The organism is Curtobacterium sp. MCPF17_051, from assembly GCF_003234595.1.
In the GTDB taxonomy this organism is placed as follows: domain Bacteria; phylum Actinomycetota; class Actinomycetes; order Actinomycetales; family Microbacteriaceae; genus Curtobacterium; species Curtobacterium flaccumfaciens.
Window position 1 is genome coordinate 14,248 of record NZ_QKSE01000019.1, and the last position, 22,820, is coordinate 37,067.

Genomic DNA, 22,820 nt, shown 5'->3' on the forward strand with positions numbered 1-22,820 from the left:
CCCCCCCCCGAACGGGTGCGCTGTCGGCGGCCTGCGCCATGCTGGTCCCATGGACGGCCAGCAGCTGCACGAGATCGCGAGCCGCACGGCCCTGGGGCTGCCGGCGGCCGTCGAGACCCAGCCGTTCGGCGAGGGCTCGCTCGTCTACAAGGTCGTCGGCAAGATGTTCGTGATGATCAGCGAGGTCCGAGGCACCCCGATCGTGAACCTCAAGTGCGCACCACCGCACGGTGCCGCGCTCGTTCGCGACCTCGCCGAGATCACGCCCGGGTGGCACATGAACAAGCGGCACTGGATCACGCTGACACCGGGTGACGGCATCGACGAGACCCTGGTCGAGGACCTCGTGGCGAACGCCTACGACCTGGTGGTCGCCGGGCTGCCTGCGGCGAAGCGTCCGATCGACCCGTCGCGCGGCGTGCTGCCGGGCTGACTGGGCGCAAGGGGCTCGACGGGCTCGACGGGCTCGACGGGCTCGACGGGCTCAGGCCCGCGCGGCGACCTTCGACAGGTCCTGGACGACCTTCGGTGCCAGCCGCTCACCCGAATCGAGCACGGCCCGTGCACGCTCGGGCGACAGGTCGCTGAAGATCTCGCCGATGGTCACCCCGTGGTCGGGCCGGTGGGTCACCTCGATCGGGTCGCCCGCCGCGACCGAGCCGGACTTGACCACGCGGAAGTACGCCCCCGGCCGCCCCTCGTCGGCGAACCGCTTCACCCACCTGTCGATCCCCATCCGCCGGGCGAAGGTGCCGCAGGGCGTGCGGGGGATCGTGACTTCGACCACGAGGGTCTCGCCGATCCGCCAGCGTTCCCCGGTCACGGCCCCGGTGACGTCGATGCCGCTGGTGCGGAGGTTCTCGCCGAACAGGCCCGGCGTGACCTCGCGGTCGAGCAGGTCGGCGAAGTACGCGGCGTCCTCGTCGGCGTAGGCGTACACGGCCTGGTCCACACCGCCGTGGTACTTGCGGTTCGCCTGCACGTCGGCGCGCAGGCCGAGGGGTCGGACCCGGACGCTGCCGGTGACCGGGCGCTTGTCGATCGCGGTGACGCCGATGATGCCGGAGTCCGGCAGCAGGCGGTCGACGCGGCAGACGGCGGTGACGAGCGACATGGAGCCACTCTGGCGCACCCGGGTCGGTGCGCCAAACCCCGACCGGCAGCTGGTGCTGATGTGTGACGAAACGGGTGCGACGCACGTCCCATCGTCGACCACACCACGAGGAGACGACATGACCCGCACCGTCGCAGTCCCCAGGAACGCCCCCGCGCACGTGCTCGCCCTGGCGCGTGTCCGGTCGCTCACCGCCCGGCCGGTCGGACCGCTCAAGGTCGTGCCGGCCCACCGGCGCACCCAGCCGTTCTCCATCCACCACCAGTAGAAGGAACGCGTGCACCACCAGTCCCTCGCCGAGCTCGACGACGCGGTCCTCGCCGGCCGGTCGTCCGACGGTGACGTCCGGGCCTTCGAGGTCCTGATCCGTCGCCACACCCCGCTGCTCCGCGCCTACGCTCGTCGGACCCTCGGTTCCACCGATGAACTCGACGACGTCGTGCAGGAGACCTTCATCACCGCCTGGGACCGCCTCGACAGCCTCGAGGACCTCGCGCGGGTGAAGTCCTGGTTGATGCGCATCCTCAGCCGGAAGTGCCTGGACCGCATTCGCGCACGTCGCATCCACGACGACGTCACCGAGCTCGAGGTCGCCGCGCCCGCCGACGACGCACCCGACCGGGTCGCCGAGGCTCGCTCCCGCGAGGACGCGGTGGAACGTGCGCTGGCCGAACTGCCCGAAGCCCAACGACGGTGCTGGATCATGAAGGAGGTGCTCGAGTACCGGTACGACGAGATCGCCGCCGAACTCGATCTGCCACCGTCGACGGTCCGGGGACTGCTGTCCCGAGCGAGGAAGAACATGATCCGACTCATGGAGGGATGGCGATGACCGACCACGACGGCATCCGACCGGACCTGCCCGACAGCCCCGAAGCACTCGACTCCCTGGAGCCGGGTGACCTGGACGGACACTCGATCGACGAGCTCGCCGACTACCTCGACGCGGGCATGCAGCCGGCCGACCCGAGCATCGACGACTCGCCCGCCTGCCAGAACGCCCTCGCCGCGATCATCCGCGTCCGCCACGCCTCGCTCCGCTCGCTCGAGGCGGCTGCGCGCGACGAGGCCCCGGCCGACGAGTCCTGGATCACCGGCGTCCTGGCGAACATCTCGATCGAGTCCCGCTCCGGACGCGACGTCCCGCTCCGCCCGCTGTCCGAGACGGAGCGTCCCGTGATGACCGAGGGCGCCATCCGCTCCCTCATCCGCCGCACCGGCGACGAGGTCCCCGGGGTGCTCGTGGCCCGGTGCCAGCTCGACGGTGACGTCACCGAGCTGGCATCCCCGATCCGGGTGCTCGTGGAGATCGCGATCGCCGCCGGTCCGTCGATCCCCGCGACCGCTGAGCTGGTCCGCACCGCCGTGGCCGGTGCCCTGGCCGAGCAGACCGACCTGCTCGTCGAGGCGATCGACGTCGTCGTCCGCGACCTCCTGCCGGACCCCGAGCCCGGCACCGACCCGGAGGAGGCCCGATGAGCGCCACCGACGAGACCCTCGCCGCGATCGAGTCCGCAGTCCTGCAGGTCCCGGGCGTCGACGACCTCTACCGTTCCCGCCCGACGGTCGCGAGTGCGGTCCATGCGGTCCGCAGCATCGCGACGAACACCGGCCCGCTCCGGGTCGTCGTGGACGACGACGCCCTGCGCGTCGTCATCGGCACCGATGGCTTCCGCCCGGCCCCCGAGGTCGCCCGCGCCGTCCACGACGTCGCCCTGGCGACCGCCGCAGCCCGCGGCCTGGCGCTCAGCCGCGTCGACGTCCGCGTCGCCCGGGTGGGTTGACCGCGACCACGAAGCGGACGGGAGGCCCGTGGCGGATCCGCCACGGGCCTCCCGTCCGTCTGCTGGTCGCCTTCGCGACCCGCGCCGATCAGTAGAAGTTGTTCGCCTGCGAGTGCCCCCACGCTGCGCACGGGGTGCCGTACGCCGAGCTGATGTACTGCAGACCCCAGGTGATCTGGGTGGTGGCGTTGGTGCGCCAGTCGGCGGCGATCGTGGCCATCTTCGAGCCGGGAAGCGCCTGCGGGATGCCGGTCGCGCCGCCGTTCGCGTTGACGGCCTGGTAGTTCCAGCCGGACTCCTTGGTCCACAGGTTGTCCAGGCACTGGAACTGGTCGGCACCCCAGCCGTACTTCGACGACGCGAGCGAGGTCGCCGTGGCCTTGGCTCCGGCGACGGTGTTGCCGGCGGCGAGCTTCCGGGCGGCCTCCGCTGCCTCGGCGGCCGCCTGCCGCTCGGCTGCGGCCTTCGCTGCGGCTGCGGCCTTCGCGTCGACGTCCCGCTTGTCCTGCGTGGCGCTCGCCTGCGCGACGTCGGTGGTCGACGCGACCGTCGTCGAGATCCGGTTCGTCAGCGCAGCGCCGGACAGGTCCGGGTAGTCGCTCAGCGCGTCGACGCGCTGTTCGAGCGCCGAGGTGTCGACCCTGTCGTTCGCGGTCTGCATGACGGTCTTCGCCGTGGTGATCGTGGCGGCTGCCTGGGCGCGGTCGAGCGCGGTGCCGCGCAGGGCGGGCTGTGCGGTCGCCGAGGCGCTCGCGGTGCCGGTCGGCATGCCGAGGGCCTCGCCGATGGCGGGCTGCGTGCCGACGGTCAGCGCGCCTCCGGCGACGGCGAGGACCGCGGCGCCGCCAGCGATCAGCGTCGCGCGGTGCCGCAGGGCCCGGCGCATCCGGCGGGTGGGGGTGTTCAGGGCCTCACGTCGGGTCGAGGCGGTGGTGGTGGGGAGCTCAGGGGTGTGTCGCATCGGTTCCGCAGGTCGGCGGCTCGGTGGGGGAGGGACTCCTGCTCGCGCGACCGAGGTCGTGCGGGCACGCCGGAGGCTGGCGGTGTCGGTGACACCGTCGGCGACGACGAGGAGTCCTCGAGCCGGTGAGGACCGGACGGTGGTGTGGGGCCCGTCCGTCCGCCGGGAGCAGCCGTGGGGTGGCCGCGGTCAGGCGGAGCCGACACCATGACCGGTCAGACTGGGCAGCGCGTCCAGGAACGCTGGCAGAACGGTCCGTCCACCGCTTGGTAACGGTTCGGTAACGGTCGTGCGCGGCCTAGAAGGTGTGAGGTTCCTGGGCGTGCTCGCCCTGGGCGACGCGCTCGAGCGCGGCCAGGGCTCCGGCGATCGCCTGGACGTCCGACTCGTCGAGCTCGGCGATGAGTTCGGCGACGATCCCGGTGCGGTTCGCGCGGGCCTGCTCGACCGCTTCGATGCCCTCCGGCGTGGCCGTCACCATGAACGCCCGGCCGTCGCGCGGGTCGGCCTCGCGCTGGATGAAGCCGCGCTGCTCGAGCTCGGTCAGGATGCGGGTCATCGTGGGCTTCGTGACCACCTCGATCCGCGACAGGTCGCCGGGGCGCAGGGGTCCGTGCCGTTGGATCGACGCGAGCGCCGACACGATGCCGTACCCGAGCGAGGCCGAGTCGGTACGGGCCCGTCGGTTGATCCGACCGACCGCGGCGGCCAGGCGTGCGGCGACCTCGGTACGGTCCGTCGGGCGGGGGTTCATGTGCTGCTCCGGGTGCCTGGTTCAGGTGGTCGCCAGCGATGCTATCGGTCCGCGCGGCCCTGGGACTGGGAGCGTCACGCGCGTGCCCGAGCCACCGGCCGGGAGGCCCGTGGAACGTCGACCGCCCGCCTCGCGTCGGCGAGACGGGCGGTTCCTGTACGCGGGTACAGGTGAGCTCAGTGCTTCTCGCCCGGCAGCTGGTGGATCGCCTCGGTCGCGAGCTCGGCCGCGACGTTGTCGCCGGACTCGGTCGCCGCCCGGAGGCGTCGGAAGTCCTCGGTCATCCGGTCCCAGTCGACCAGCTCGTCGAGGTTGGGCAGACGCAACCGGAACGCCAGGCCGTCCATCGTGTCGCGGCAGACGCGCTGCAGGTTCTCGTTGCCGCACTCGGCGACGTACAGGGCGAAGACGTCGAGGGCGTCGTGGTTGACGGCGGCGACCTCGTGGGCCTCGAGCTCGGTGATCGTCTTGTCGAGCTGCGCGAGGATCTTCTTCCGGCCTGCCGACCCCAGGCGCGGGACCGCGAGTCGGACGACGCCGCCGAACAGCACGCCGAGGGTCTGCATCGCCTCGACGACCTCGGTCGGGTCTGGCGTGGTGACGCGGGTGTACCGGTTCGGGGCCATCTCGATCAGGCCGGCGCGGGACAGCTGGCTGAGGGCTTCGCGGATCGGCGTGCGGGAGACGCCGAGCCAGGCGATGAGCTCGTCGTCGTTCAGGCGTTCCCCGGGCAGGAGCGTGCCGTCCATGATCGCGTCGTGGATCTTGTGGCGGACGGTGTCACGGAGCAGCTGGTGCTCGGTCGGGGCGCTGCGGGGGACCGGCATGCGTTCTCCTTCGGGGGCGGTGGCGTCGGGGCGCCGGGCGAACGGGCACGGTCGACATCGCACGTGCTCGCATCACCGTACCTGATATGACAACGGCGTTCCGATCGGCTCAGCGCGTGTCAGCGTCGACGTGTCAGGTGCCGGTCACGCGCGTCACTCGTGTCCGGAGCGTTCACCGAGCAGGCGGAGCGTGGCCGGGTCCTCGGCGCCGTCGTACCAGCGGTCGAGCACGGCGACGAACGGCCGCGGGTCGGCGGCGACCCGGGCGAAGAGCGTCATCGACGACCGGAGCTTCACCGCGTCGATACCCCCGAGCAGGGCGTCGGCGGAGTGGGCGGGGGCGTGGTGTGCGACGTCGGTCGCCGCGAGCAGGCGGGGACCGAGCACCGGGTGTGCCAGGTAGGCGCGGGCTTCGTCCGCGCCGGTGATCGCGTAGCGCACAGCCGTGGCGCTCCGGCCCAGGCCGGCCAGCTGCGGGAACACGAACCACATCCAGTGCGACGACTTCCGGCCCCGACGGAGTTCGTCGAGCGCGACGTCGTGGACACCCTGCTGGGCCCGGACGAAGCGGTCGAGGTCGAACGGGTCGTCGGCCTGTGCGTCGGTCTGTGCGTCCGTCACCGCACGACCCCGCCCCAGCCGTACCGGACGGTCGTGCCGTCGACCACGAGCAGGGAGTCCGGCGCCCGGTCGAACAACCCCGGCATGCCGACGGCGTCGGGCAGGTCGCCCTCGAGTCGGTCGAGCGTGGCCGAACGGGTGGTGAGCACCGGGTGCTGCCGCTGCCAGAACAGGGTCTGCGCCAGGTACCGCGCGTGGATGCCGGCGCGGGTGGTGAGCTCGGCGGCCAGCGGGGTGTCGACGGCCTCGCCGGCGGTCACCCGCACCGAGGCCGCGTGCTTCGGCCGCGCCGCACCGGTCGGGCGTTCCTGCCGGAGCGACCGCGCCCACCGCACCGGGTGCAGTGCGCGGGTCGGGTGCCGGACGGATCGGTGCGCCACCGCGTCACCGCGGCGACGGGAACCTGCGTGCGCGAACGTGTACGGCACGCCGAGCAGCGCGTGCGCGGCGACGATGGCGGGCACGTTCGCGGTGTCGACCGTGCGGTAGGTCACCCCGCGCCGCCCCTGGTCGTCCACCGTGAGCACCTCGATCGTGACCTCGGTCATGGTGCCGAGCCGCCCGGCGGACGGGAACGGCGGCACCCGGGTCTCCCGGAACACGTACGCCGACAGCCCCACCCAGGCGCTGCCGTCGACCACGTCCGGACGGGTCCCACGGGGGACGAGCCGCTGCAGCGACGCCGGGTCGTGCCGCCAGTGCGCGAACACGATGTCCTCCCAGGCGTGCTGGGTGACCGGGCGGTGCAGCAACGGCATCGCCGCGCGCGTCCACGACGGCTCGGTCACGGCTTCGGTGCGTGCCGACCGACGCGCACGCCCCACAGCACCAACGGGGCCTGCAGCGGGAGCCGCAGCACCGAGACCAGCCGCGCCGCCCGGCTCGAGCGGGGGTGGTCGAGGAGGTCGTTCGCCATCTTCACGTTGGCCGGGAACACCGCCGCGAACAGCGCCGCGGCTGCCCACCCCGAGGCACGGCGGGTCGCGGGCAGCGCCAGCCCGGCGGCGATGCCGAGCTCGGCCACGCCGGATGCCAGCGTGGTCAGCCGCGGGGGCAGCGCGTCCGGCACGATCCGGTCGTACCCGCGGGGGCGCAGGAAGTGGGTGACACCGGCAGCGCCGAGGATCACCGCCAGGAGGGTGGCCGTGCGGTTGGCACGGCGGACCCGCTCACGTCGTCGCATGCGCCCCATCGTGCTCGCCGGTCCTCGGAACCAGGTCAGTGCGCCGGTTCACGTCGGTGTCCCTTCACGTCAGTGCGGTCGCGACGAGGTCGAGGACCGCCGTCGCCACCTCGGCCTTCGAGCCGGAGGTCTCGCGGACCACCTCGCCGCCGGGCACCAGGACCTCGATCGCGTTCTCCTCGCGCTCGAAGCCGGCCGACCAGCCGACGTGGTTCACGACGAGCAGGTCAGCGGGCTTCCGGCTGATCTTGGCGCGCCCGAGCTCGATCCGCGCGTCGCGGTCGGGTTCGGTCTCGGCGGCGAACCCGACGATGATCTGCCCCGTCCGCCGTGCCGCCACGAGGTCGGCGAGCACGTCCGGGTTCCGCACCAGCTCGAGCGTCATGCGCTCGCCCTGCGAGTCCTTCTTGAGCTTCTCCGTGAGCACCTCGGCCGGACGGTAGTCGGCGACGGCGGCGGTCATCACGACGACGTCGGCTTCGGTGGCGGCGGTGTGCACGGCCTCGGCGAGTTCGAGCGCAGACCCGACAGGTACCACGGTCGCGTCCAGCCCGGCGGTCAGCGAGCCCTCGACGTTCGCGGCGACGAGGGTCACGGACGCGCCCCGACGGACGGCATCGGCGGCGATCGCGATGCCCTGGCGGCCGCTCGAGCGGTTGCCGACGAACCGCACCGGGTCGAAGGGCTCGCGGGTGCCGCCCGCGCTGACGACGACGCGGACGCCGGCCAGGTCGCCCTGTTCGCCACGGGCTCCGGTGCCGGCCACCGAGCCGTCCGCGTCGCGGCGACCGGCCGGTGCGGGGTGCTGGTCGAGCACGGCGAGCGCGGCGGCGACGATGTCCTCGGGCTCCGCCATCCGACCGATGCCCGCATCGTCGCCGGTGAGCGCGCCGACGACCGGGCCGACCAGGTGGACGCCGCGGTCACGCAGCGTGGCGACGTTCGCACGGGTCGCGGGGTGCTCCCACATCTGCGGGTGCATCGCGGGGGCGACCACCACGGGTGCCTCGGTCGCGAGCAGTGTCGTACCGAGCAGGTCGCTCGCCAGGCCGTGCGCCATCCGGGCCAGCGAGTCCGCGGTGGCTGGGGCGATGACGACCAGGTCCGCCCGGCGACCGAGCGCGACGTGGCGCACCTCGGCGACGTCGTCCCACACGCTCGTGGTGACGGGGTTGCGGCTGAGGGCCTCGAGCGTCGGCAGTCCGACGAAGCGCAGGGCGCCCTCGGTCGGGACGACGTGGACGTCGTGGCCGCGCTTGACCAGGTCGCGGACGACCCCGACGGCCTTGTAGGCGGCGATGCCCCCGGTGATCCCCACGATGACGGTCAGGGCGCGCTCTGCTGCTGCGTTCACCTGGCTCACGCTACCGGGACCTCGTGCGAGGATCGACGGCATGTGCACCGTCGTCGTCCGCGTCGACCCCGGGTCCGCGTGGCCCGTCACCGTGCTCGCCCTGCGGGACGAGTCGCCCGAGCGTCCGTGGGACCCGCCCGCTGCCTGGTGGCCGGACCGCGACCCGGACCTCCGTGGTGTCCGTGACCGCTCCGCCGGTGGTGCGTGGCTCGCCGCGTCCGACCGAGCCGGCCTGGCCGTGGTGCTCAACCGCGCCGAACCCGTGACGAGCGTCGACGGCACGTGGACGACCCGCGGCGTGGTGCCGGTGGACGCCGTCGCCGACGACCTGCTGCCCGGACACGACGGCACACTGCCGACCACGCGGGCCTTCAACCTGGTGCGCGCCACGGCCGAGGGCGCCTCGGTGCTGACCTGGGACGGCGAACAGGTCCGCACCACCGACCTCGGCCCCGGCGTCCACATGGTGACGCACGGTGCGGCCGACGATCCCGCGGCGCCGCGCATCGGTCGGTGGCTCGAGGCCTTCCGTGCCGTCGACGCCCCGGCCGGCCCGCCGGTGCTCGGCCCGTTCGACGAACTCCGCACCGTGGACTCCGGTGGCGACGCCGGGGACGGCTGGGGTGGCTGGTTCGGCGTGCTGGCGGAGTCCGCAGCGCTGCCGAGCGACCACCCCGACGCGATCCTCCGCGACGTGCACGAGGCCGAGGGCCACATGACGACCCTGTCGATCGTCGCCGCGGCGATCGCGCCGGGCCGCACCGTCATGCAGCACGCCCGCCTGACCGAACCCGGTCGGCTGGACGGGTCGGTGGAACTGCACCGCGCCTGACGCTGGCGACGTGCCGGATCCGCCCCGGGCCTCCCGGCCGCGCCCCGCGCCCGCGTCCCGGCGCGCACGACGTCCGAGCGGTGCGAGGTTGCGTCCGTGGTGCGACCCGCGTCCCCTCGCACCACGTCCGGAACCTCGCACGGCCGCGGCGCCCCTCGCACCGCGCGAGGGGCGCGACCAACACGACCCGCGCCGCGCCCGCTCAGAGCGGCGGACGCGTCCCGGTGAGGTCCTCGGCGACGGCCCAGAGTGAGCGGGCGAGGTCGGCGCTCCGCGCGGACCCGGGGATCGACATGGTGGTGGTCGGACCGGTCATGCCGAACGGACCCGAGGGGCCGTAGTACGCGCCGCCCACGGCGTTCGGCCCGACCGCCGCGTACAGCAGCGGCTCGGTGCCCTGCTCGACGGCCTGGGTGAACGGCAGGGCGCGGTTGCTCGACCGCACCGGCTTCGACCGACCGAGCGAGCGTCCCGCGGCCTGCAGGTTCGTCCGGGTGTAGCCGGGGTGGGCGGCGTTGCTGACCAGGGGCACGTCGGCCTCGACGGTCAGACGGTGCAGGTGCAGCGCGAGGAGCAGGTCGGCGAGCTTCGACTGCGCGTAGGCGCGCCAGCCGTTGTAGCCACGCTCCCACTGCAGGTCGGCGAAGCGGATCCGGCCGGGGATCGCGGCGAGGCTCGACATCGTGACGACACGGGGTGCCTGGGCCAGGGGCCCGTCGGCGAGGGATGCCCGGGCACGGAGCAGCGACGGCAGCAGCAGGTTCGTCAGGGCGAACGGGCCGAGGAAGTTCGTGCCGAACTGCAACTCGAAGCCGTCGACGGTCTCGAAGCGTTCCGGTGGGGCCATCACGCCCGCGTTGTTCACGAGGACGTCGATCGGGCGTTCCTCGTCGACGATGCCGCTGGCGAAGCGGCGGACGCTCGCCAGGTCGGCGAGGTCGAGTTCGCGGACCTCCACGTCGGCTGCGGGGTGGGCGGCGCGGATGCCGGCGGCGGCGGTCTCGCCCTTCTCGGTGCTGCGGACGGCGAGCACGACGCTGGCGCCGGCTCCGGCGAGGCGCAGGGCGGCCTCCTGTCCGGTGCCGCTGTTGGACCCGGTGACGACGATGCGACGTCCGGTCTGGTCGGGGAGGTTCGGCATGCGGGCGACCGTACTCGTGCGGGCTGGCCGACCCCGCCCCGACCCCGAGCCGACCCCGGCCCGACCCCGAGCGGGCCCCGAGCGGGACCCGAGCGGGCCCCGAGCGGGACCCGAGCGGGCCCCGAGCGGGCCCCGCGGCGGCCCCGTGCGCGCGGACCCACGTCGTGCTATGTTTATGCAAACGCATGGAAGTGCGATCAGGAGGACACCATGAGCAACGCATTCGGCACCGACCGTCCCTCGGACGTCCCGCCGCCCGCACCCGAGCGGATCGGGCCGCTGCAGCTCGGCCTCGACACCTTCGGCGACGTCACCGAACGCGCCGACGGCAGCCTGCAGTCCGACGCGCAGAGCATCCGCGACGTCGTCGACCAGGCCGTCCTCGCCGACCAGGTCGGCGTCGACTTCATCGGCGTCGGGGAGCACCACCGAGCCGACTTCGTCGTGAGCGCCCCCGAGGTCGTCCTCGCCGCGATCGCCGCCAGCACGGAGCGCATCCGGATGGGCTCCGCGGTCACGGTGCTGTCCTCCGACGACCCCGTCCGCGTGTACGAGCGCTTCGCCACCGTCGACGCCCTGTCGAACGGCCGCGCCGAGGTCATCCTGGGTCGTGGCTCCTTCACCGAGTCGTTCCCGCTGTTCGGCTACGAGCTGAGCGACTACGAGGTCCTGTTCGAGGAGAAGCTCCAGCTCTGGGCAGCCCTGCGCGGCGGCGACGCCGTGACCTGGTCCGGCACGAAGCGCGCGGGCCTGGTCGACCAGGACGTCTTCCCGAAGCTCGAGCACGGTGCCATCCCGACGTGGATCGGCGTCGGTGGCTCCCCGCAGTCGGTCATCCGTGCCGCGTCGTACGGCCTGCCGCTGTTCCTCGCCATCATCGGCGGGCAGCCGGCGCAGTTCGCCCCGTTCTCCCGCCTGTACCGCCAGGCCCTCGCGCAGCTCGACCTGCCGCAGCAGCCCATCGCGATGCACTCGCCGGGCTTCGTGGCCGCCACCGACGAAGAGGCCGCCGAGCGCTACTGGCCGTACCACAAGGCCGTCACCGACCAGCTCGGCCGGGAGCGCGGCTGGCCGCCCCTCGACGTCGCCGGGTACCGCGCGAGCCTGTCGGCCGGCGGGTCGCTCTACGTCGGCTCGCCGGAGACCGTCGCCCGGAAGGTCGCGCGCAACATGCGGATCCTCGGCGCCTCGCGCTTCGACATGCGGTACGCGACGGGTCGCCTGCCGCACGCCGACATGATGCGGTCGATCGAGCTCTACGGCACCGAGGTCGCACCCCGCGTGCGCGAGCTGCTGGCGCAGCCCGTCCCCGTCGCCTGACGGTCGCGGGTCCGGTCGGGGTCCGCAAGACACCGGTGTTCGCGCTCCACACCACCCTTCGCGGGTGTTCGGAGCATGGACACCGGTGTCTTGCGTGTGGGCTCCGTCCGGTGCCGCACGCAACGGCCGGGAGGCCCGGGGAGGCCCACCGAGATCGGCTCACGGGGGCCGCGGGTACGGTCCAGGGCATGTCGTCACGCCCCGACCACGCCTCCGGTCCCGCTGCTGGTCACGCCCCCGACTCCGTCGTCGAACGCCGGTTCCGCGGCCGGATCATGGGCGTCGGCACCACCTCGGGCGTCCGGATCGTCGTCGGGATGTGGGACCGCTCGCCGTTCGGCCCGTTCACGGACGTGTTCCTCGAGCTCCCCGACGGCACCAGCGTGCTGCTCGCGCCCGACGAGATCGTCGCCGCGTACGTCTCCGGCACCTACCGCTTCGACACCGTCTCGGTCGTCGACGTCCGCGCCCGCCGCACCGCCAGCGGCCTCGAGCTGTCCGCCGGGGCACTGCAGGCCTCGATCGACGTCGGCGGCATCTCGCCGCTCGGCCGGATCCTGCGCATCGTCCCGAAGCCGATCGCCCGCGACCCGCGCTGGCTCGCCGCGATCGACCCCGTGGCACGGCTGCTCGCGCCGGGGTCCGGCACGGCGGGGTCGGCGGGCAACGGTCGCCGCGAGTACTACGGCGTGACCGGGGCGCACGACGTCACCGGCGTGCGGGGGACCTGGGCGGGGGAGCCGCTCGGGGACCTGGCGCCGCTCGACCCGCCCGTGGCGTTCGGCTTCGCCTCGATGCCGAAGATCCCGCAGGTCGTCGACGTCGAGACCACCATCCGCGAACCTGCCTGACCCTCCGCGGGAGCCGTTCTCGGGTGCGTGCGTGTGCATGTTCCGACGATCCACGCGTCGATCGACTCGTGTTCAGTCGCTCGATGCACACACATCCGGTGCGTGTGCATGCAACGACGTTCCACCTGTCGATCGACGCGCGTGGTGTCGCTTCATGCGCACGCATGCACGGTCCGATGGCCGTGACGCGCCGGGCCGGGGGCGGCGTGGCGGAGGTGCGCCGGGCCTCCAGGCCGACCGGGACCGGACCACCTGGACGCGCCGGGCTGACGCGTCCAGCGCCGGAGGGGCACACTGGTCGGAACGGTACAGCCCCGTGCACCGACGGTCGCACGTCGCACGGAGCGGGGCGCATGACGCAAAGGAGCACCATGACCGACACACAGACGGACCAGCGCGCCGCCATCTCGGACATCGTCCACGGCGCCCACACGGCACTGCTCACCACGGTGAGCGAGGACGGGAACCTGCACGCCAGGCCCCTCGCGGTGCAGGACAAGACGTTCCACGGGACCCTGCGGTTCCTGGTGCAGGACGGCAGCGAGAAGGTCGAGGACATCGCGCGGAACCCGCACGTCAACGTCTCGATCGAGTCACAGGGCGGGTACCTGTCCATCGCCGGCACCGCCACCGTGACCCGCGACGACTCGGTGGTCGACGAGCTGTGGTCCCCGTTCGCCGAGGCCTGGTTCCCGAAGGGACGCCAGGACCCGTCGATCCGACTGCTGACGGTCGAGGGGGTCTCGGTCGAGTACTGGACCCAGGACACCGGGCCGGTCGGCAGCCTGGTGCAGATGTTCAAGGCGGCGCTCGGCAAGCAGAGCCAGCCGGACACCGGCGACCACGGCACGATCGAGCTCTGAAGCGCGACGCGACGCCGTCGTCCTGTCGGGACGGCGGCGTCGTGCCGTGTCGGGACGCGGCGCGCGGTGCTCGTGCGTCGTGCGCGGTGCCGCGGCCCGGGCCTGCTCGGGCTGCGCGTCAGCCGCTCACGGAGGGCCGAGCAGCCACAGCACCGCGACCAGCACCGGCTGCCCGGCCAACGCGGCCGTCACGAAGGTCCACCGCATCCAGGGCTTCGCGACCAGCTCGGGCGACCCGAACAGCGGCGCGAGCGGCATGAGCAGCCGCGGGGTCGAGGCCATCGGCAGCGACACCGCGAAGATGTACAGCGCGTACGCGGCCGAGTACAGCACCGTCGTGGGCCCGAGCCGCAGCGTCGAGCGGCGGAGCAGCCAGATCGGGTACGTGACGAGCAGGAACACCACGATCAGGATCCCGCCCACGCCGAGCCAGCGACCCGCGATGAGGAACCACGGCGTCAGCGGCACGAAGTCCACCCGGCCGATGAAGTTCACCCACCAGGACATCTCGGTCTCCAGGTAGGCGTTCGGCGTCCCGGTGGCATGCGAGGCGATCACCGGCCAGGCGAGCCCGGCGAGGACCATGGTCAGGCCCGCGGCGACGACCCGGACCTGCTCGCGGAGCGGGAAGCCCTCGAACACCCGGCCGGTCTCGCGCCGTGCACGCACCCACCGCACGAGCGCGACGACGCCGAGCACGAGCGGGATCGCCAGGGCGCCCGGGCGGGTGAAGGCCGCCGCGACGCCGAGTGCCGTCAGGAGCCCGTAGCGCCGACGTTCCAGGGCGAGCAGCGCCCCGAACGACAGCGCGAGGAACATGCTCTCCGCGTACCCGACCTGCAGCAGGAACGACAGCGGACCGCAGCTGAAGAAGAAGACCGCCCACATCGCCGCGGCGTGCCCGGCGCGGTCCCGCACCAGGCGGTGCAGCAGGTAGGTGGCGAGCAGCCCGGCGACGACCGCGACGAGCGGGGCGCCGAGTTCGAACGGCACCCCGGTCGAGGCGGTCAGCGCCCGGATCGTGAAGGGGAACGCCGGCAGGAAGGCCCAGGCGTTCTGCGCGACGTTGCCGGCGGCGTCGAGCGGCAGCGCGTCGGGGTACCCGTGCAGCGAGATCTGCTCGTAGTACTGCCCGTCCCAGGCCACCAGGAAGGCGCCGAACCCGTGCTCGTTGCCCCAGATCGCGTTGCCCGGAAGCGCACGACCGATGAGCGGGTACGCGAGCGCGAGCCACAGGGTCGACAGGACCCGGCCGCCCGTCCAGACGAGCAGGACCGCCGCCCACGCCGGCAGGGAGGCCACGGTTTCCAGGACGCGGCGTCGACCGCCGGCCGTGCCCGCGGCGACCACACCGGCGCTGTCGGTGCGGCTCACGCGCCAGTTCCTCGGCGTTCGGGTGGTCGGGTCGGCACCCGGCCAGGGTAGTCGGCCCGAGCCTGAGGATCACACGGAACCCCGCCTGGAGGCCCGTCCCGCGTCGTGCGTGCCGCCTCGCGTACGGTGGGTGGCCGGTGCGGCGTCCGGCGGGTGGGCGGTGCCGCGCACGGTGCCGCGTCCGGTGGGCGGCCCGTCCGTGACGGCGCGGACGTCCGCGGGCATAGTCTCGGTGGGCGATGACGACGACGGCGACGACACCCAGACGACGGACGGGCAGCACGGCGGTCGCCGTGCTGGTGGCCGGGACCTTCTTCATGGAGCTCCTGGACGGCACCATCCTGGCGACCGCCGCCCCGGCGATGGGGCGTGACCTCGGGGTCGACTCCGCCGCGGTGGGCGTCGCGATCACCGCCTACCTCGTGACCCTCGCGGTGTTCATCCCGGTGTCCGGCTGGCTCACCGACCGGATCGGCTCGCGGACGGTCTTCGCCGGGGCCATCGCGCTGTTCACGATCGCGTCGGCCCTGTGCGCGCTGTCCACCGGGCTGGTCGAGCTCACGCTGTGGCGCATCCTGCAGGGTCTCGGCGGAGCGCTCATGGTGCCCGTCGGCCGGCTCGTCGTGCTCCGGAGCGCGGGGCGCGAACAACTCGTCACCGCCATCGCCATCCTGACCTGGCCGGCCCTCGCCGCACCGATCATCGCGCCGTTCATCGGCGGGGTCCTCGTCGAGACGCTGACGTGGCACTGGATCTTCCTCATCAACATCCCGCTCGGCGTCATCGCCTTCGTCGCCGCCCTGGTGCTCGTGCCGCAGGAGCGTGCGGCGCAGCGCGTGCCGTTCGACTGGTTCGGGTCGCTGCTCGCCTGCGTCGGGCTCGGCTCGCTCGTGGTGATGGCCTCGCTGCTCGCGCTCGACGCCGTGCCGGTCACCGCGGTCGTCGTCTCCGGGGTTCTCGGCGCCGTGTGCTGCTGGCTCGCGATCCGGCACTTCCGCCGCGCCCCGCACCCGATCATGGGGCTCGACGCGTTCCGACTCGAGACCTTCCGGGTGTCGCACGCCGGCGGCAGCCTGTTCCGCCTGGCGGTGTCCGCGGTGCCGTTCGTGCTCCCGCTGCTGTTCCAGGACGCCTGGGGCTGGAGCGCCGTGCTCGCCGGGTCCGCGGTGCTCTGGGTGTTCGTCGGCAACCTCGGCATCAAGCCGATGACGACCCCGTTCCTCCGTTGGTTCGGCTACCGCCCGGTGATCATCGTGTCGTCGGCCGTCGCCGCGCTGACCGTGGTCGCGATGGCGTTCATGACCGAGGACACCCCGTTCTGGCTGCTCGCCGTGCTGCTCGTCGTCAGCGGTGCCGCCCGCTCCGTGGGCTTCACGGCGTACAACACCATCGCCTTCGCCGACGTCGAGCAGGCCGACATGACCCCCGCGAACACGCTGTCCTCGACGCTGCAGCAGACCGCCGCGGGCTTCGGTGTCGCCGTCGCCGCCGTGGTCATCCGCGCGGCTTCCGGCCTGGGCGGCGACGGACCGTACGCGGCCGCGTTCTGGGTCATCGCCGCCCTGCTCGTGGTCGCCTGCGTCGAGGGCATCCTGATGAGTCGCACAGCGGGCGACACCGTCCGCCCGGTCCGCCGTGTCCGCGCCTGATCCCGCCGCTGTCCGTTTCCGTCACGGTCACACGGACGAAACCCGGCAGGCGTTACAGTCTCAGCAACCGTCCGCGGTACCCGAGTACGGTGACCGCGGCAGGGTGACCGGAACACCCGGACAGGAAGGCAGCATGGCCGCGCCAGAGCAGCAGAGCACGATCGCACCAGAGCAGACCGTGCAGCCCACGCAGCTCCGTGTCGTCAGTTACAACCTCCGCGAGCACACCGCGAACGGCGAGCTCGCTGCACTGGCCGAGGCCTCCGAAGCCGACGTCCTGTGCGTGCAGGAGTGTGACAGCAACGACCTCGCACCGTCGATCGGCGGCCTCTCGCTCGCCGCGTCGACCCGTACCAACCGACTCGGGCTCGCGATCTACAAGCGTGACGACCGCTTCGAGGTGCAGGACTTCAGCATCCACTCACTGCAGAAGTCGCTGCACGACCGGGTCCTCGCACCCGCGCACGAGCGGCTCATCGCGATGCACCTGCGTGACACCGAGGCTGACGCCGAGGTCGTCGTCGCCTCGTTCCACGCCTCACCGCTGACCGCGACGAACTCCCTGCGCCGCAAGCAGATCGAAGCGGCGCACCAGTTCCTGCGCGAACTGGCGAAGGACGTCCCCGCGGTCATGGTCGGTGACTTCAACTACCCGTGGTTCCAGACGAACCTGCGGCGCAAGATCGAGCAGCACGGCTTCGCCCTGTCGCTGTCCGACCAGCCGACGTACCTGCGCTACCGCAAGTTCACGGGCCACTTCGACTTCGCGACGAGCGTCGGCCTGCACATCGCGGGCGTCGAGACCCTGCCGGCCGGCATCTCCGACCACCGCCCGATCCTGGTGCGTGCGCACTACGAGCACCCCGGCGAGACCGGCGCCGTCACCACCGTCGAGGCTCCCGCCGCCTGACCCGGTGCTGCTGCTCGCGGCGCCGTCGCGCGGCGTGCCGCGGGCGTGGCGCCGTCGCGTGGCGTGCCGCGGGCGTGGCGCCGATTGGTCGGGAACTGTCGGTTGCGGGGGCGGCGGGCGACGGTTCGTGCGCCTTCGGCGGAGGTGAGCGGGGAGTCATGACCGCTCGGCAGTCGGCGCTGGGCGCGCCCGTCACGCCGGCCACGCACTGGAGGCCCGGTGCCGGTCTCGTGGACCGGCACCGGGCCTCCAGGCGGTGGCGTTGCCGGGTGGTCACCAACTGTCGCCTGCGGGCCCGCCGGGCGACACTTCGCGACCGCTCGGCGGACGTGAGCGGGGAGTCGCGACCGCCCCGCACCGCCCCGCACCGTCCCGACCGCCCCGCGAGCCCGCGTCAGCGACGCAGCGTCACCCGCGCCAAGCGGTTGCCGATGAACTGGCCGAGCTGCACGATGACGACGATCGCCGCCACCGAGACGTAGACCACCCACCAGTCGTATCGCTGCGAGCCATAGGTGATCGCGTACTCACCGAGTCCGCCGCCACCGATCAGCGCGCCCTGCGCCGTCATGTCGACGATGCCGATGTAGATGAACGTGTAACCGAGGATCAGGGGGCCGAGACCCTCGGGGATGAGCACCGTCAGCAGGATCGACACGGGGTGCGCACCCGAGGCCCGAGCAGCCTCGACGACACCCGGGTCGACCGACAGCAGGTTCTGCTCGACGATCCGGGACACCGCGAAGGCCGCGGCCAACGAGATCGCGAAGGTCACCGCGGGGACACCGATCGTGGTCTGCACGACGACCCGCGACAGCGGCGCGATCGCGGCGAGGAAGATCACGAACGGGATCGGGCGGATCAGGTTCACGAACACGTTGAGCACCGTGTACGCGGTGCGGTTGCCGAGCACGTTGCCCGGCCGGGTCGCGTACAGCAGCAGGCCGAGCGCGAGGCCGATGACCCCGGCGATGACCAGCGAGACGAGCGACATCACGATGGTGTCGCGGATGGCGGCCAGGAAGACGTCGAACGTGTCGATCACGCTCTGGAACGAGTTGTTGTTCACGCGGCGGCCTCCTCGTCGGTCGTGACGCCGTCGGCGCGGAGTGCGGCGATCGCGGCGTCGATGGCGCCGGGCGCACCGGTTGCACCGGACGCACGCGATCCGCCGGGGCCGCCTGGCCCGCCTGGCCCGCCGCTGGCGTCGCTCAGCTCGTAGGTGAGCGACCCGATCCGACGCTCCCGGATCTCCCCGACCCCGCCGTAGACGAGCTCGGCGGTGACCCCGGCGGCGCGGAACGCGGCGTCGATGCGGTTCTGCAGCCCGGCCTCGTCGGTGATCTGCACCGTGACGAGCCGACCGGGGTGACGGTCCCGCAGGCGCCGGAGCGTCTCGGGGGAGGGCCGGTCGTGCAGCGCGGTGCGGACGAAGCGCTGCGCGGCGCCGGTCTTCGGGGTCGAGAACACGTCGTAGACGTCCCCGACCTCGACGACCCGGCCCTGCTCCATCACGGCGACCCGGTCGGCGATCTGCCGGACGGCATCCATCTCGTGGGTGATCACGATGATGGTGACACCGAGCTCCCGGTTGACCCGCCGGAGCAGCGCGAGCACCTCGGACGTGGTCTCCGGGTCGAGGGCGCTGGTCGCCTCGTCGGCGAGCAGCAGGTCCGGCGACGCGGCGAGGGCGCGGGCGATGCCGACGCGCTGCTTCTGCCCGCCGGAGAGCTGCTCCGGGTAGGCATGGGCGCGCTCGAGCAGGCCGACGAAGTCGAGCAGCTCGGCGACGCGGCGGTCCCGCTCGGCCTTCGGCACACCGGCGACCTTGAGCGGGTACGCGACGTTGCCGGCGATCGTGCGGGACCGGAACAGGTTGAACTGCTGGAAGATCATCCCGATGTTGCGACGCGCCGTACGGCGGTCCCGCTCGGGGATCGCCGTCAGCTCGCGGCCCGCGACGGTCACCGTGCCGGAACTCGGCAGTTCCAGCGCGTTGACCAGGCGGACCAGGGTGGACTTGCCGGCACCGGAGTACCCGATGACGCCGAGGACCTCTCCCTGGTGCACGTCGAGGGAGACGTCCTCGACGGCCACCACGGTCTCGCCGGTGTCGGCGCGGCGGTAGTGCTTCGAGACGCCGCGGAGTTCGACGAGGACCGGCACTACTGCTTGGCCGCCTTCGCGTCCTGCTCGACCTGGGCGAGCTCGTCCTGCAGCTTCGAGGCGCTCTCGTCGCGGGCGACGGCCTCGGGCAGGTCCTTCTCGAAGGCCTGCTGCACGGCGTCGTCCTGGAACAGCTCCGCCAGCTCGAGGTAGGTCTTGTTCCCCTTGTCCTCGTCGCGGACGGCGAACACGTTCACGTACGGGGCGGCACTCGCGCTCGAGGGGTCGTCCTGGTAGATCGCGTCCGAGATCGGCAGGCCGGCGGCGGTGGCGAAGTTGTTGTTCACGACCGCGGCGGCGACCGAGCCCTGCTGCAGCGCGTTCGCGGTCTGCGAGGCGTCGAGGGGCTGGACGTCGACCTTCTTCGTCTCGATGTCGTCGGCGGTGGAGAACGCCGAGCCGCCGTCCTTCAGCGTGATCAGGTCCGCGGCCTGCAGGATCAGGAGCGCACGGGCCTGGTTGATCGAGTCGTTCGGGATCGCGACCTTCGCGTTCGCGGGCAGCTCGGAAGGCTTGTCGTACTTCGTCGCGTAGAGCGGCAGCGGGTAGACGGCGGTGGAGCCGATCGGCTGCAGGTCGTCGTTCGAGGTGACGTTGTAGTCCGCCAGGTACTGGATGTGCTGGAACTGGTTGATGTCGAGCTGGCCGTCCTTGAGCGCGGGGTTCGGCAGCGAGTAGTCGGAGAAGTTCGTCAGCTTGACGGTGACGTTGAGCTTCTCCTTCGCGAGCTTCGTGTAGGTGCTCCAGTAGCCGAGCGACTTGTCCGCGACACCGATGGTGACGGTCTTCGGGGCGGCGTCGCCGGCGGCACCGGCGTCGTTGCTCCCGGAGCGGACGGCTCCGACGATGACGGCGACGACGATCGCGACGACGACGATCGCGGCGGCGACGATCCAGCCGATCGGACGCTTGCCCTTCGGCTTCTCGGGCAGTGCGGGGGCTGCGGACATGCTGGTGCTCCTCGTGGGCCGTGCGTGTGGGGGAGCCGCGGTGGTCCGCGGCGTGGAGACGAGTGTGACGTGCGGTCCACCCCCGGGGCGAGTTCCGTTCCGCTGTGTTACATCGCCGTCACGCAGGCCGTCACGGAGGCCGTCACAGAGCGCGTCGCGGGACGCGTTACGGACGCGGCGCAGGACGCCTCGCGGTCCGGGTTGGTTGACTCGGATCGTGCGCAGCATCGAACTCGTCCTCGGCCCGGAGTCGGACGCCGCCGTGCGGTCCGCCTGGCAGGCCCTCATCGATGCCGACCTGCCGAGCCTCGGTCGGCACCCGTCGCCGTCGAACGCCCCGCACGTCACCCTGGCCGCCGGGGACTCGCTGCCCGTGCCCGCGGGGTTGCGAACGCCGGTCCCGACGTCGATCCGGCTCGGTGGGCTCCTGCTCTTCCCCGCGGGTGCCGGTCGGTCGGTGCTCGTGCGAGCGGTGGTCGTCGACGCAGCGCTCACGACCTTCCACGGCGAGGTGCACGCGGTCGCCCCCGGCGGCGTCGAGACCTCGTTGCCCGGACACTGGTCACCGCACGTCACGCTGGCCCGCCGGCTGCGTGACGAGGACCTGCCGCGCGCCGTTGCTGCGCTGCGCGCCGTGCCGCTGCCCGAGGCGCTCGACGTCGGCGGCGTCCGGCACTGGGACGGCGAGACGCGGACGATCACGCCGCTCGCGTTCACGTCGATCTGACCGCTGGCGGGGCTGCGTCGGGCGCGTTCCCGCTCCCGGAACCAGGTTCCGGACACAGCACCGTGCGATCCCGTGGTTCGGTGTCCAGAACCTGGTTCCGGGCGCGGCGAGCGGCGAGCGGCGCGGCGAGCGGCGAGCAGCGGAACGCTGGGCACGGCCTGGAGGCCCGGGTCAGGTCCCGAGCACCCGCTCGCCGAACGCGGATGCGAACGTCCGCTCCGGGTCGGCCCGGGCGACGAGCTCGCGGAAGTCCGCCAGTCGCGGGTACAGCCCGGCGATCGCCGCGTGGTCGAGCGAGCTCATCTTGCCCCAGTGCGGTCGGCCGTCGAAGGCCGCGAGCCGGGACTCCAGGTCGGGCAGGAGCGCGGCGACCTCGGCCGGGTGCTTCCTCCAGGTGAACGCGATGCAGAGCACGTCCTCGCCCTGGGTCGGGCTGAGCCACAGGTGATCCGCTGCCATCGTCCGGAGTTCGCAGACGTGCAGGTGCGGCTGGATCCGGTCGGCGAGCCCCCGGAGCGCGTCGAGGGCGGCCGCCGCGTGCCGGAGCGGGACGAAGTGCTCGCTCTGCACCTCGGACCCGTGGCTCGGGACGGACCCGATCGGGAAGTGCGGCAGCCGGTCCCACCAGGGTCCGACCGAGCCGTCGCGGGCGGTCCGGTGGTCGTCGCCGGGGGTGCCGGGCAGCCGGGCTGCGCCGGCCAGCGCGTCCGGTACCGGGACGTCGTCGGCGCCGTCGGGCACGCGCGACTTCACCAGGACCTCGGTGATCGCGTCGCCGAACACCGTGTAGGCGCACACGGAGTACGCGGCGGCGTGCACCTCGGCGACGTTCGCCGTGAAGGTGTCCCAGGGGATCGCGCCGTAGACGTCCTGACGCATCCGGTAGGCCGGTTCGACCTCGAGGGTCACCCGGGTCACGATGCCGAGCAGTCCGAGGTGCAGCACGCCGCCGTCGAACGCGGGGTCCGTCCGGTCGATCGTCCGGGCGGTGCCGTCCGGACCGAGCACCTCGAACGCGCGCACCGCGGTGGCGAGCGAGCCCAGTGTCGTGCCGGAGCCGTGGGTCCCGGTCGCGACCGCACCCCCGACCGAGATGTGCGGCAGGGACCCCGTGTTGTGCAGGGCGAACCCGGCACGGTCGATGTCGGCCGCGACGTCGCCGTACCGGGTGCCGGCCCCGAGCGTCACGGTGCGGTGCTCGGCGTCGACGACCAGGTCCGTGGGGATCCCGGTCAGGTCGAGCAGGATGCCCGCGGTGTCGGCGACGTCGTTGAACGAGTGGCGGGTGCCCAGCCCGTGCACCCGTTCGGCCTCCGCCACGACCTGAGCTGCCTCGTCGATCGACGACGGACGGACGACCCGTTCGGCCGTGTACGTGACCGTGCCGGACCAGTTGAGTTCGCTCGTCGTCGACCGCATGCCGCCCACACTGCCATGCG

26 protein-coding genes are annotated in these 22,820 nt (G+C 72.7%); 12 read left to right on the top strand and 14 right to left on the bottom strand.

The window, feature by feature from the left end; translation table 11 throughout:
- Positions 1-49 precede the first annotated feature (49 nt).
- Entirely contained in the window at positions 50-433 is a 384-nt protein-coding gene (locus DEJ35_RS14380) for an MmcQ/YjbR family DNA-binding protein (RefSeq protein ID WP_110862502.1), read from the top strand.
- Positions 434-484: 51 nt separating this feature from the next.
- Here the strand turns inward: DEJ35_RS14380 and DEJ35_RS14385 are convergent, their stop codons facing one another.
- Positions 485-1,114, bottom strand: a complete 630-nt coding sequence (locus DEJ35_RS14385; RefSeq protein ID WP_258378498.1) for an MOSC domain-containing protein — start codon at positions 1,112-1,114, stop codon at positions 485-487.
- Positions 1,115-1,232: 118 nt separating this feature from the next.
- Between DEJ35_RS14385 and DEJ35_RS17365 the strand changes: the two genes are divergently transcribed.
- The 4 genes from DEJ35_RS17365 to DEJ35_RS14400 are packed head-to-tail and all read left to right on the top strand — an operon-like array spanning position 1,233 to position 2,898.
- A complete protein-coding gene (locus DEJ35_RS17365; RefSeq protein ID WP_181420165.1) occupies positions 1,233-1,382 on the top strand; it encodes a hypothetical protein in 150 nt (49 codons plus the stop codon).
- Positions 1,383-1,391: 9 nt separating this feature from the next.
- A complete protein-coding gene (locus tag DEJ35_RS14390; protein ID WP_110862500.1) occupies positions 1,392-1,946 on the top strand; it encodes an RNA polymerase sigma factor in 555 nt (184 codons plus the stop codon).
- Positions 1,943-2,593, top strand: coding sequence for a hypothetical protein (locus DEJ35_RS14395; RefSeq protein WP_146244806.1), 651 nt, complete (start codon positions 1,943-1,945; stop codon positions 2,591-2,593). The genes DEJ35_RS14390 and DEJ35_RS14395 overlap by 4 nt, the downstream gene beginning before the upstream one ends.
- Entirely contained in the window at positions 2,590-2,898 is a 309-nt protein-coding gene (locus DEJ35_RS14400; RefSeq protein WP_111193005.1) for a hypothetical protein, read from the top strand. Before DEJ35_RS14395 ends, DEJ35_RS14400 begins: the two co-directional genes overlap by 4 nt.
- Positions 2,899-2,986: 88 nt before the next feature.
- Here DEJ35_RS14400 and DEJ35_RS14405 read toward each other — a convergent pair whose 3' ends face one another.
- The 7 genes from DEJ35_RS14405 to DEJ35_RS14435 form a co-directional block, all read right to left on the bottom strand.
- Positions 2,987-3,859: a phospholipase gene (locus tag DEJ35_RS14405; RefSeq protein WP_111193006.1), complete on the bottom strand. Its 873-nt coding sequence runs from the start codon at positions 3,857-3,859 to the stop codon at positions 2,987-2,989.
- Between the two features lie 298 nt (positions 3,860-4,157).
- A complete protein-coding gene (locus DEJ35_RS14410) occupies positions 4,158-4,613 on the bottom strand; it encodes a MarR family winged helix-turn-helix transcriptional regulator (protein ID WP_027466277.1) in 456 nt (151 codons plus the stop codon).
- Positions 4,614-4,789: 176 nt separating this feature from the next.
- Complete coding sequence (locus DEJ35_RS14415; protein ID WP_110862496.1) at positions 4,790-5,440, bottom strand: GntR family transcriptional regulator; 651 nt, start codon at positions 5,438-5,440, stop codon at positions 4,790-4,792.
- 153 nt (positions 5,441-5,593) lie between these two features.
- Positions 5,594-6,061 carry a DUF1810 domain-containing protein gene (locus DEJ35_RS14420; protein WP_111193007.1) on the bottom strand — a complete coding sequence of 156 codons (468 nt, stop codon included), beginning with the start codon at positions 6,059-6,061 and terminating at the stop codon, positions 5,594-5,596.
- Positions 6,058-6,849: a YqjF family protein gene (locus tag DEJ35_RS14425; protein ID WP_146244807.1), complete on the bottom strand. Its 792-nt coding sequence runs from the start codon at positions 6,847-6,849 to the stop codon at positions 6,058-6,060. The genes DEJ35_RS14420 and DEJ35_RS14425 overlap by 4 nt, the downstream gene beginning before the upstream one ends.
- Positions 6,846-7,244 (bottom strand): hypothetical protein, encoded by a 399-nt coding sequence (locus tag DEJ35_RS14430; RefSeq protein WP_111193009.1) that lies wholly within the window; start codon positions 7,242-7,244, stop codon positions 6,846-6,848. The genes DEJ35_RS14425 and DEJ35_RS14430 overlap by 4 nt, the downstream gene beginning before the upstream one ends.
- Before the next feature lie 64 nt (positions 7,245-7,308).
- Positions 7,309-8,574, bottom strand: a complete 1,266-nt coding sequence (locus DEJ35_RS14435) for a phosphopantothenate--cysteine ligase family flavoprotein (RefSeq protein WP_111193026.1) — start codon at positions 8,572-8,574, stop codon at positions 7,309-7,311.
- A gap of 64 nt (positions 8,575-8,638) precedes the next feature.
- Between DEJ35_RS14435 and DEJ35_RS14440 the strand changes: the two genes are divergently transcribed.
- The gene (locus DEJ35_RS14440) at positions 8,639-9,430 is read left to right on the top strand and encodes an NRDE family protein (RefSeq protein ID WP_181420163.1); all 792 of its coding nucleotides are present in this window, start codon (positions 8,639-8,641) and stop codon (positions 9,428-9,430) included.
- 202 nt (positions 9,431-9,632) lie between these two features.
- Here DEJ35_RS14440 and DEJ35_RS14445 read toward each other — a convergent pair whose 3' ends face one another.
- Positions 9,633-10,571 (bottom strand): SDR family oxidoreductase, encoded by a 939-nt coding sequence (locus DEJ35_RS14445; RefSeq protein WP_111193010.1) that lies wholly within the window; start codon positions 10,569-10,571, stop codon positions 9,633-9,635.
- A 210-nt stretch (positions 10,572-10,781) separates the two neighbouring features.
- Here DEJ35_RS14445 and DEJ35_RS14450 point away from each other — a divergent pair, with 210 nt between their 5' ends.
- The 3 genes from DEJ35_RS14450 (at position 10,782) to DEJ35_RS17370 (ending at position 13,605) form a co-directional block, all read left to right on the top strand.
- Complete coding sequence (locus tag DEJ35_RS14450; protein WP_258369976.1) at positions 10,782-11,891, top strand: LLM class flavin-dependent oxidoreductase; 1,110 nt, start codon at positions 10,782-10,784, stop codon at positions 11,889-11,891.
- Positions 11,892-12,079: 188 nt separating this feature from the next.
- Complete coding sequence (locus DEJ35_RS14455) at positions 12,080-12,742, top strand: hypothetical protein (protein ID WP_111193011.1); 663 nt, start codon at positions 12,080-12,082, stop codon at positions 12,740-12,742.
- A 371-nt stretch (positions 12,743-13,113) separates the two neighbouring features.
- Positions 13,114-13,605 (top strand): pyridoxamine 5'-phosphate oxidase family protein, encoded by a 492-nt coding sequence (locus DEJ35_RS17370; protein WP_181420162.1) that lies wholly within the window; start codon positions 13,114-13,116, stop codon positions 13,603-13,605.
- 126 nt (positions 13,606-13,731) lie between these two features.
- On the opposite strand, the gene DEJ35_RS14465 is transcribed toward DEJ35_RS17370, so the two are convergent.
- Entirely contained in the window at positions 13,732-14,979 is a 1,248-nt protein-coding gene (locus tag DEJ35_RS14465; protein ID WP_111193013.1) for a hypothetical protein, read from the bottom strand.
- Between the two features lie 239 nt (positions 14,980-15,218).
- On the opposite strand from DEJ35_RS14465, the gene DEJ35_RS14470 reads away from it, so the two are divergent.
- Both DEJ35_RS14470 and DEJ35_RS14475 read left to right on the top strand, forming a co-directional pair.
- Positions 15,219-16,628 carry an MFS transporter gene (locus tag DEJ35_RS14470; protein ID WP_110862487.1) on the top strand — a complete coding sequence of 470 codons (1,410 nt, stop codon included), beginning with the start codon at positions 15,219-15,221 and terminating at the stop codon, positions 16,626-16,628.
- A 133-nt stretch (positions 16,629-16,761) separates the two neighbouring features.
- Positions 16,762-17,538, top strand: a complete 777-nt coding sequence (locus DEJ35_RS14475; RefSeq protein WP_110862486.1) for an endonuclease/exonuclease/phosphatase family protein — start codon at positions 16,762-16,764, stop codon at positions 17,536-17,538.
- 394 nt (positions 17,539-17,932) lie between these two features.
- On the opposite strand, the gene DEJ35_RS14480 is transcribed toward DEJ35_RS14475, so the two are convergent.
- The 3 genes from DEJ35_RS14480 to DEJ35_RS14490 are packed head-to-tail and all read right to left on the bottom strand — an operon-like array spanning position 17,933 to position 20,654.
- Positions 17,933-18,607, bottom strand: coding sequence for a methionine ABC transporter permease (locus DEJ35_RS14480; RefSeq protein ID WP_220032964.1), 675 nt, complete (start codon positions 18,605-18,607; stop codon positions 17,933-17,935).
- On the bottom strand, positions 18,604-19,704 hold the full coding sequence (locus DEJ35_RS14485) for a methionine ABC transporter ATP-binding protein (RefSeq protein WP_111090256.1): 1,101 nt from the start codon (positions 19,702-19,704) through the stop codon (positions 18,604-18,606). Before DEJ35_RS14485 ends, DEJ35_RS14480 begins: the two co-directional genes overlap by 4 nt.
- Entirely contained in the window at positions 19,704-20,654 is a 951-nt protein-coding gene (locus DEJ35_RS14490) for a MetQ/NlpA family ABC transporter substrate-binding protein (RefSeq protein ID WP_110862484.1), read from the bottom strand. The genes DEJ35_RS14485 and DEJ35_RS14490 overlap by 1 nt, the downstream gene beginning before the upstream one ends.
- A gap of 217 nt (positions 20,655-20,871) precedes the next feature.
- Here DEJ35_RS14490 and DEJ35_RS14495 point away from each other — a divergent pair, with 217 nt between their 5' ends.
- Complete coding sequence (locus DEJ35_RS14495; RefSeq protein ID WP_111193014.1) at positions 20,872-21,381, top strand: 2'-5' RNA ligase family protein; 510 nt, start codon at positions 20,872-20,874, stop codon at positions 21,379-21,381.
- Positions 21,382-21,552: 171 nt separating this feature from the next.
- Here the strand turns inward: DEJ35_RS14495 and DEJ35_RS14500 are convergent, their stop codons facing one another.
- Positions 21,553-22,800, bottom strand: coding sequence for a D-arabinono-1,4-lactone oxidase (locus tag DEJ35_RS14500; RefSeq protein ID WP_111193027.1), 1,248 nt, complete (start codon positions 22,798-22,800; stop codon positions 21,553-21,555).
- Positions 22,801-22,820: the final 20 nt, after the last annotated feature.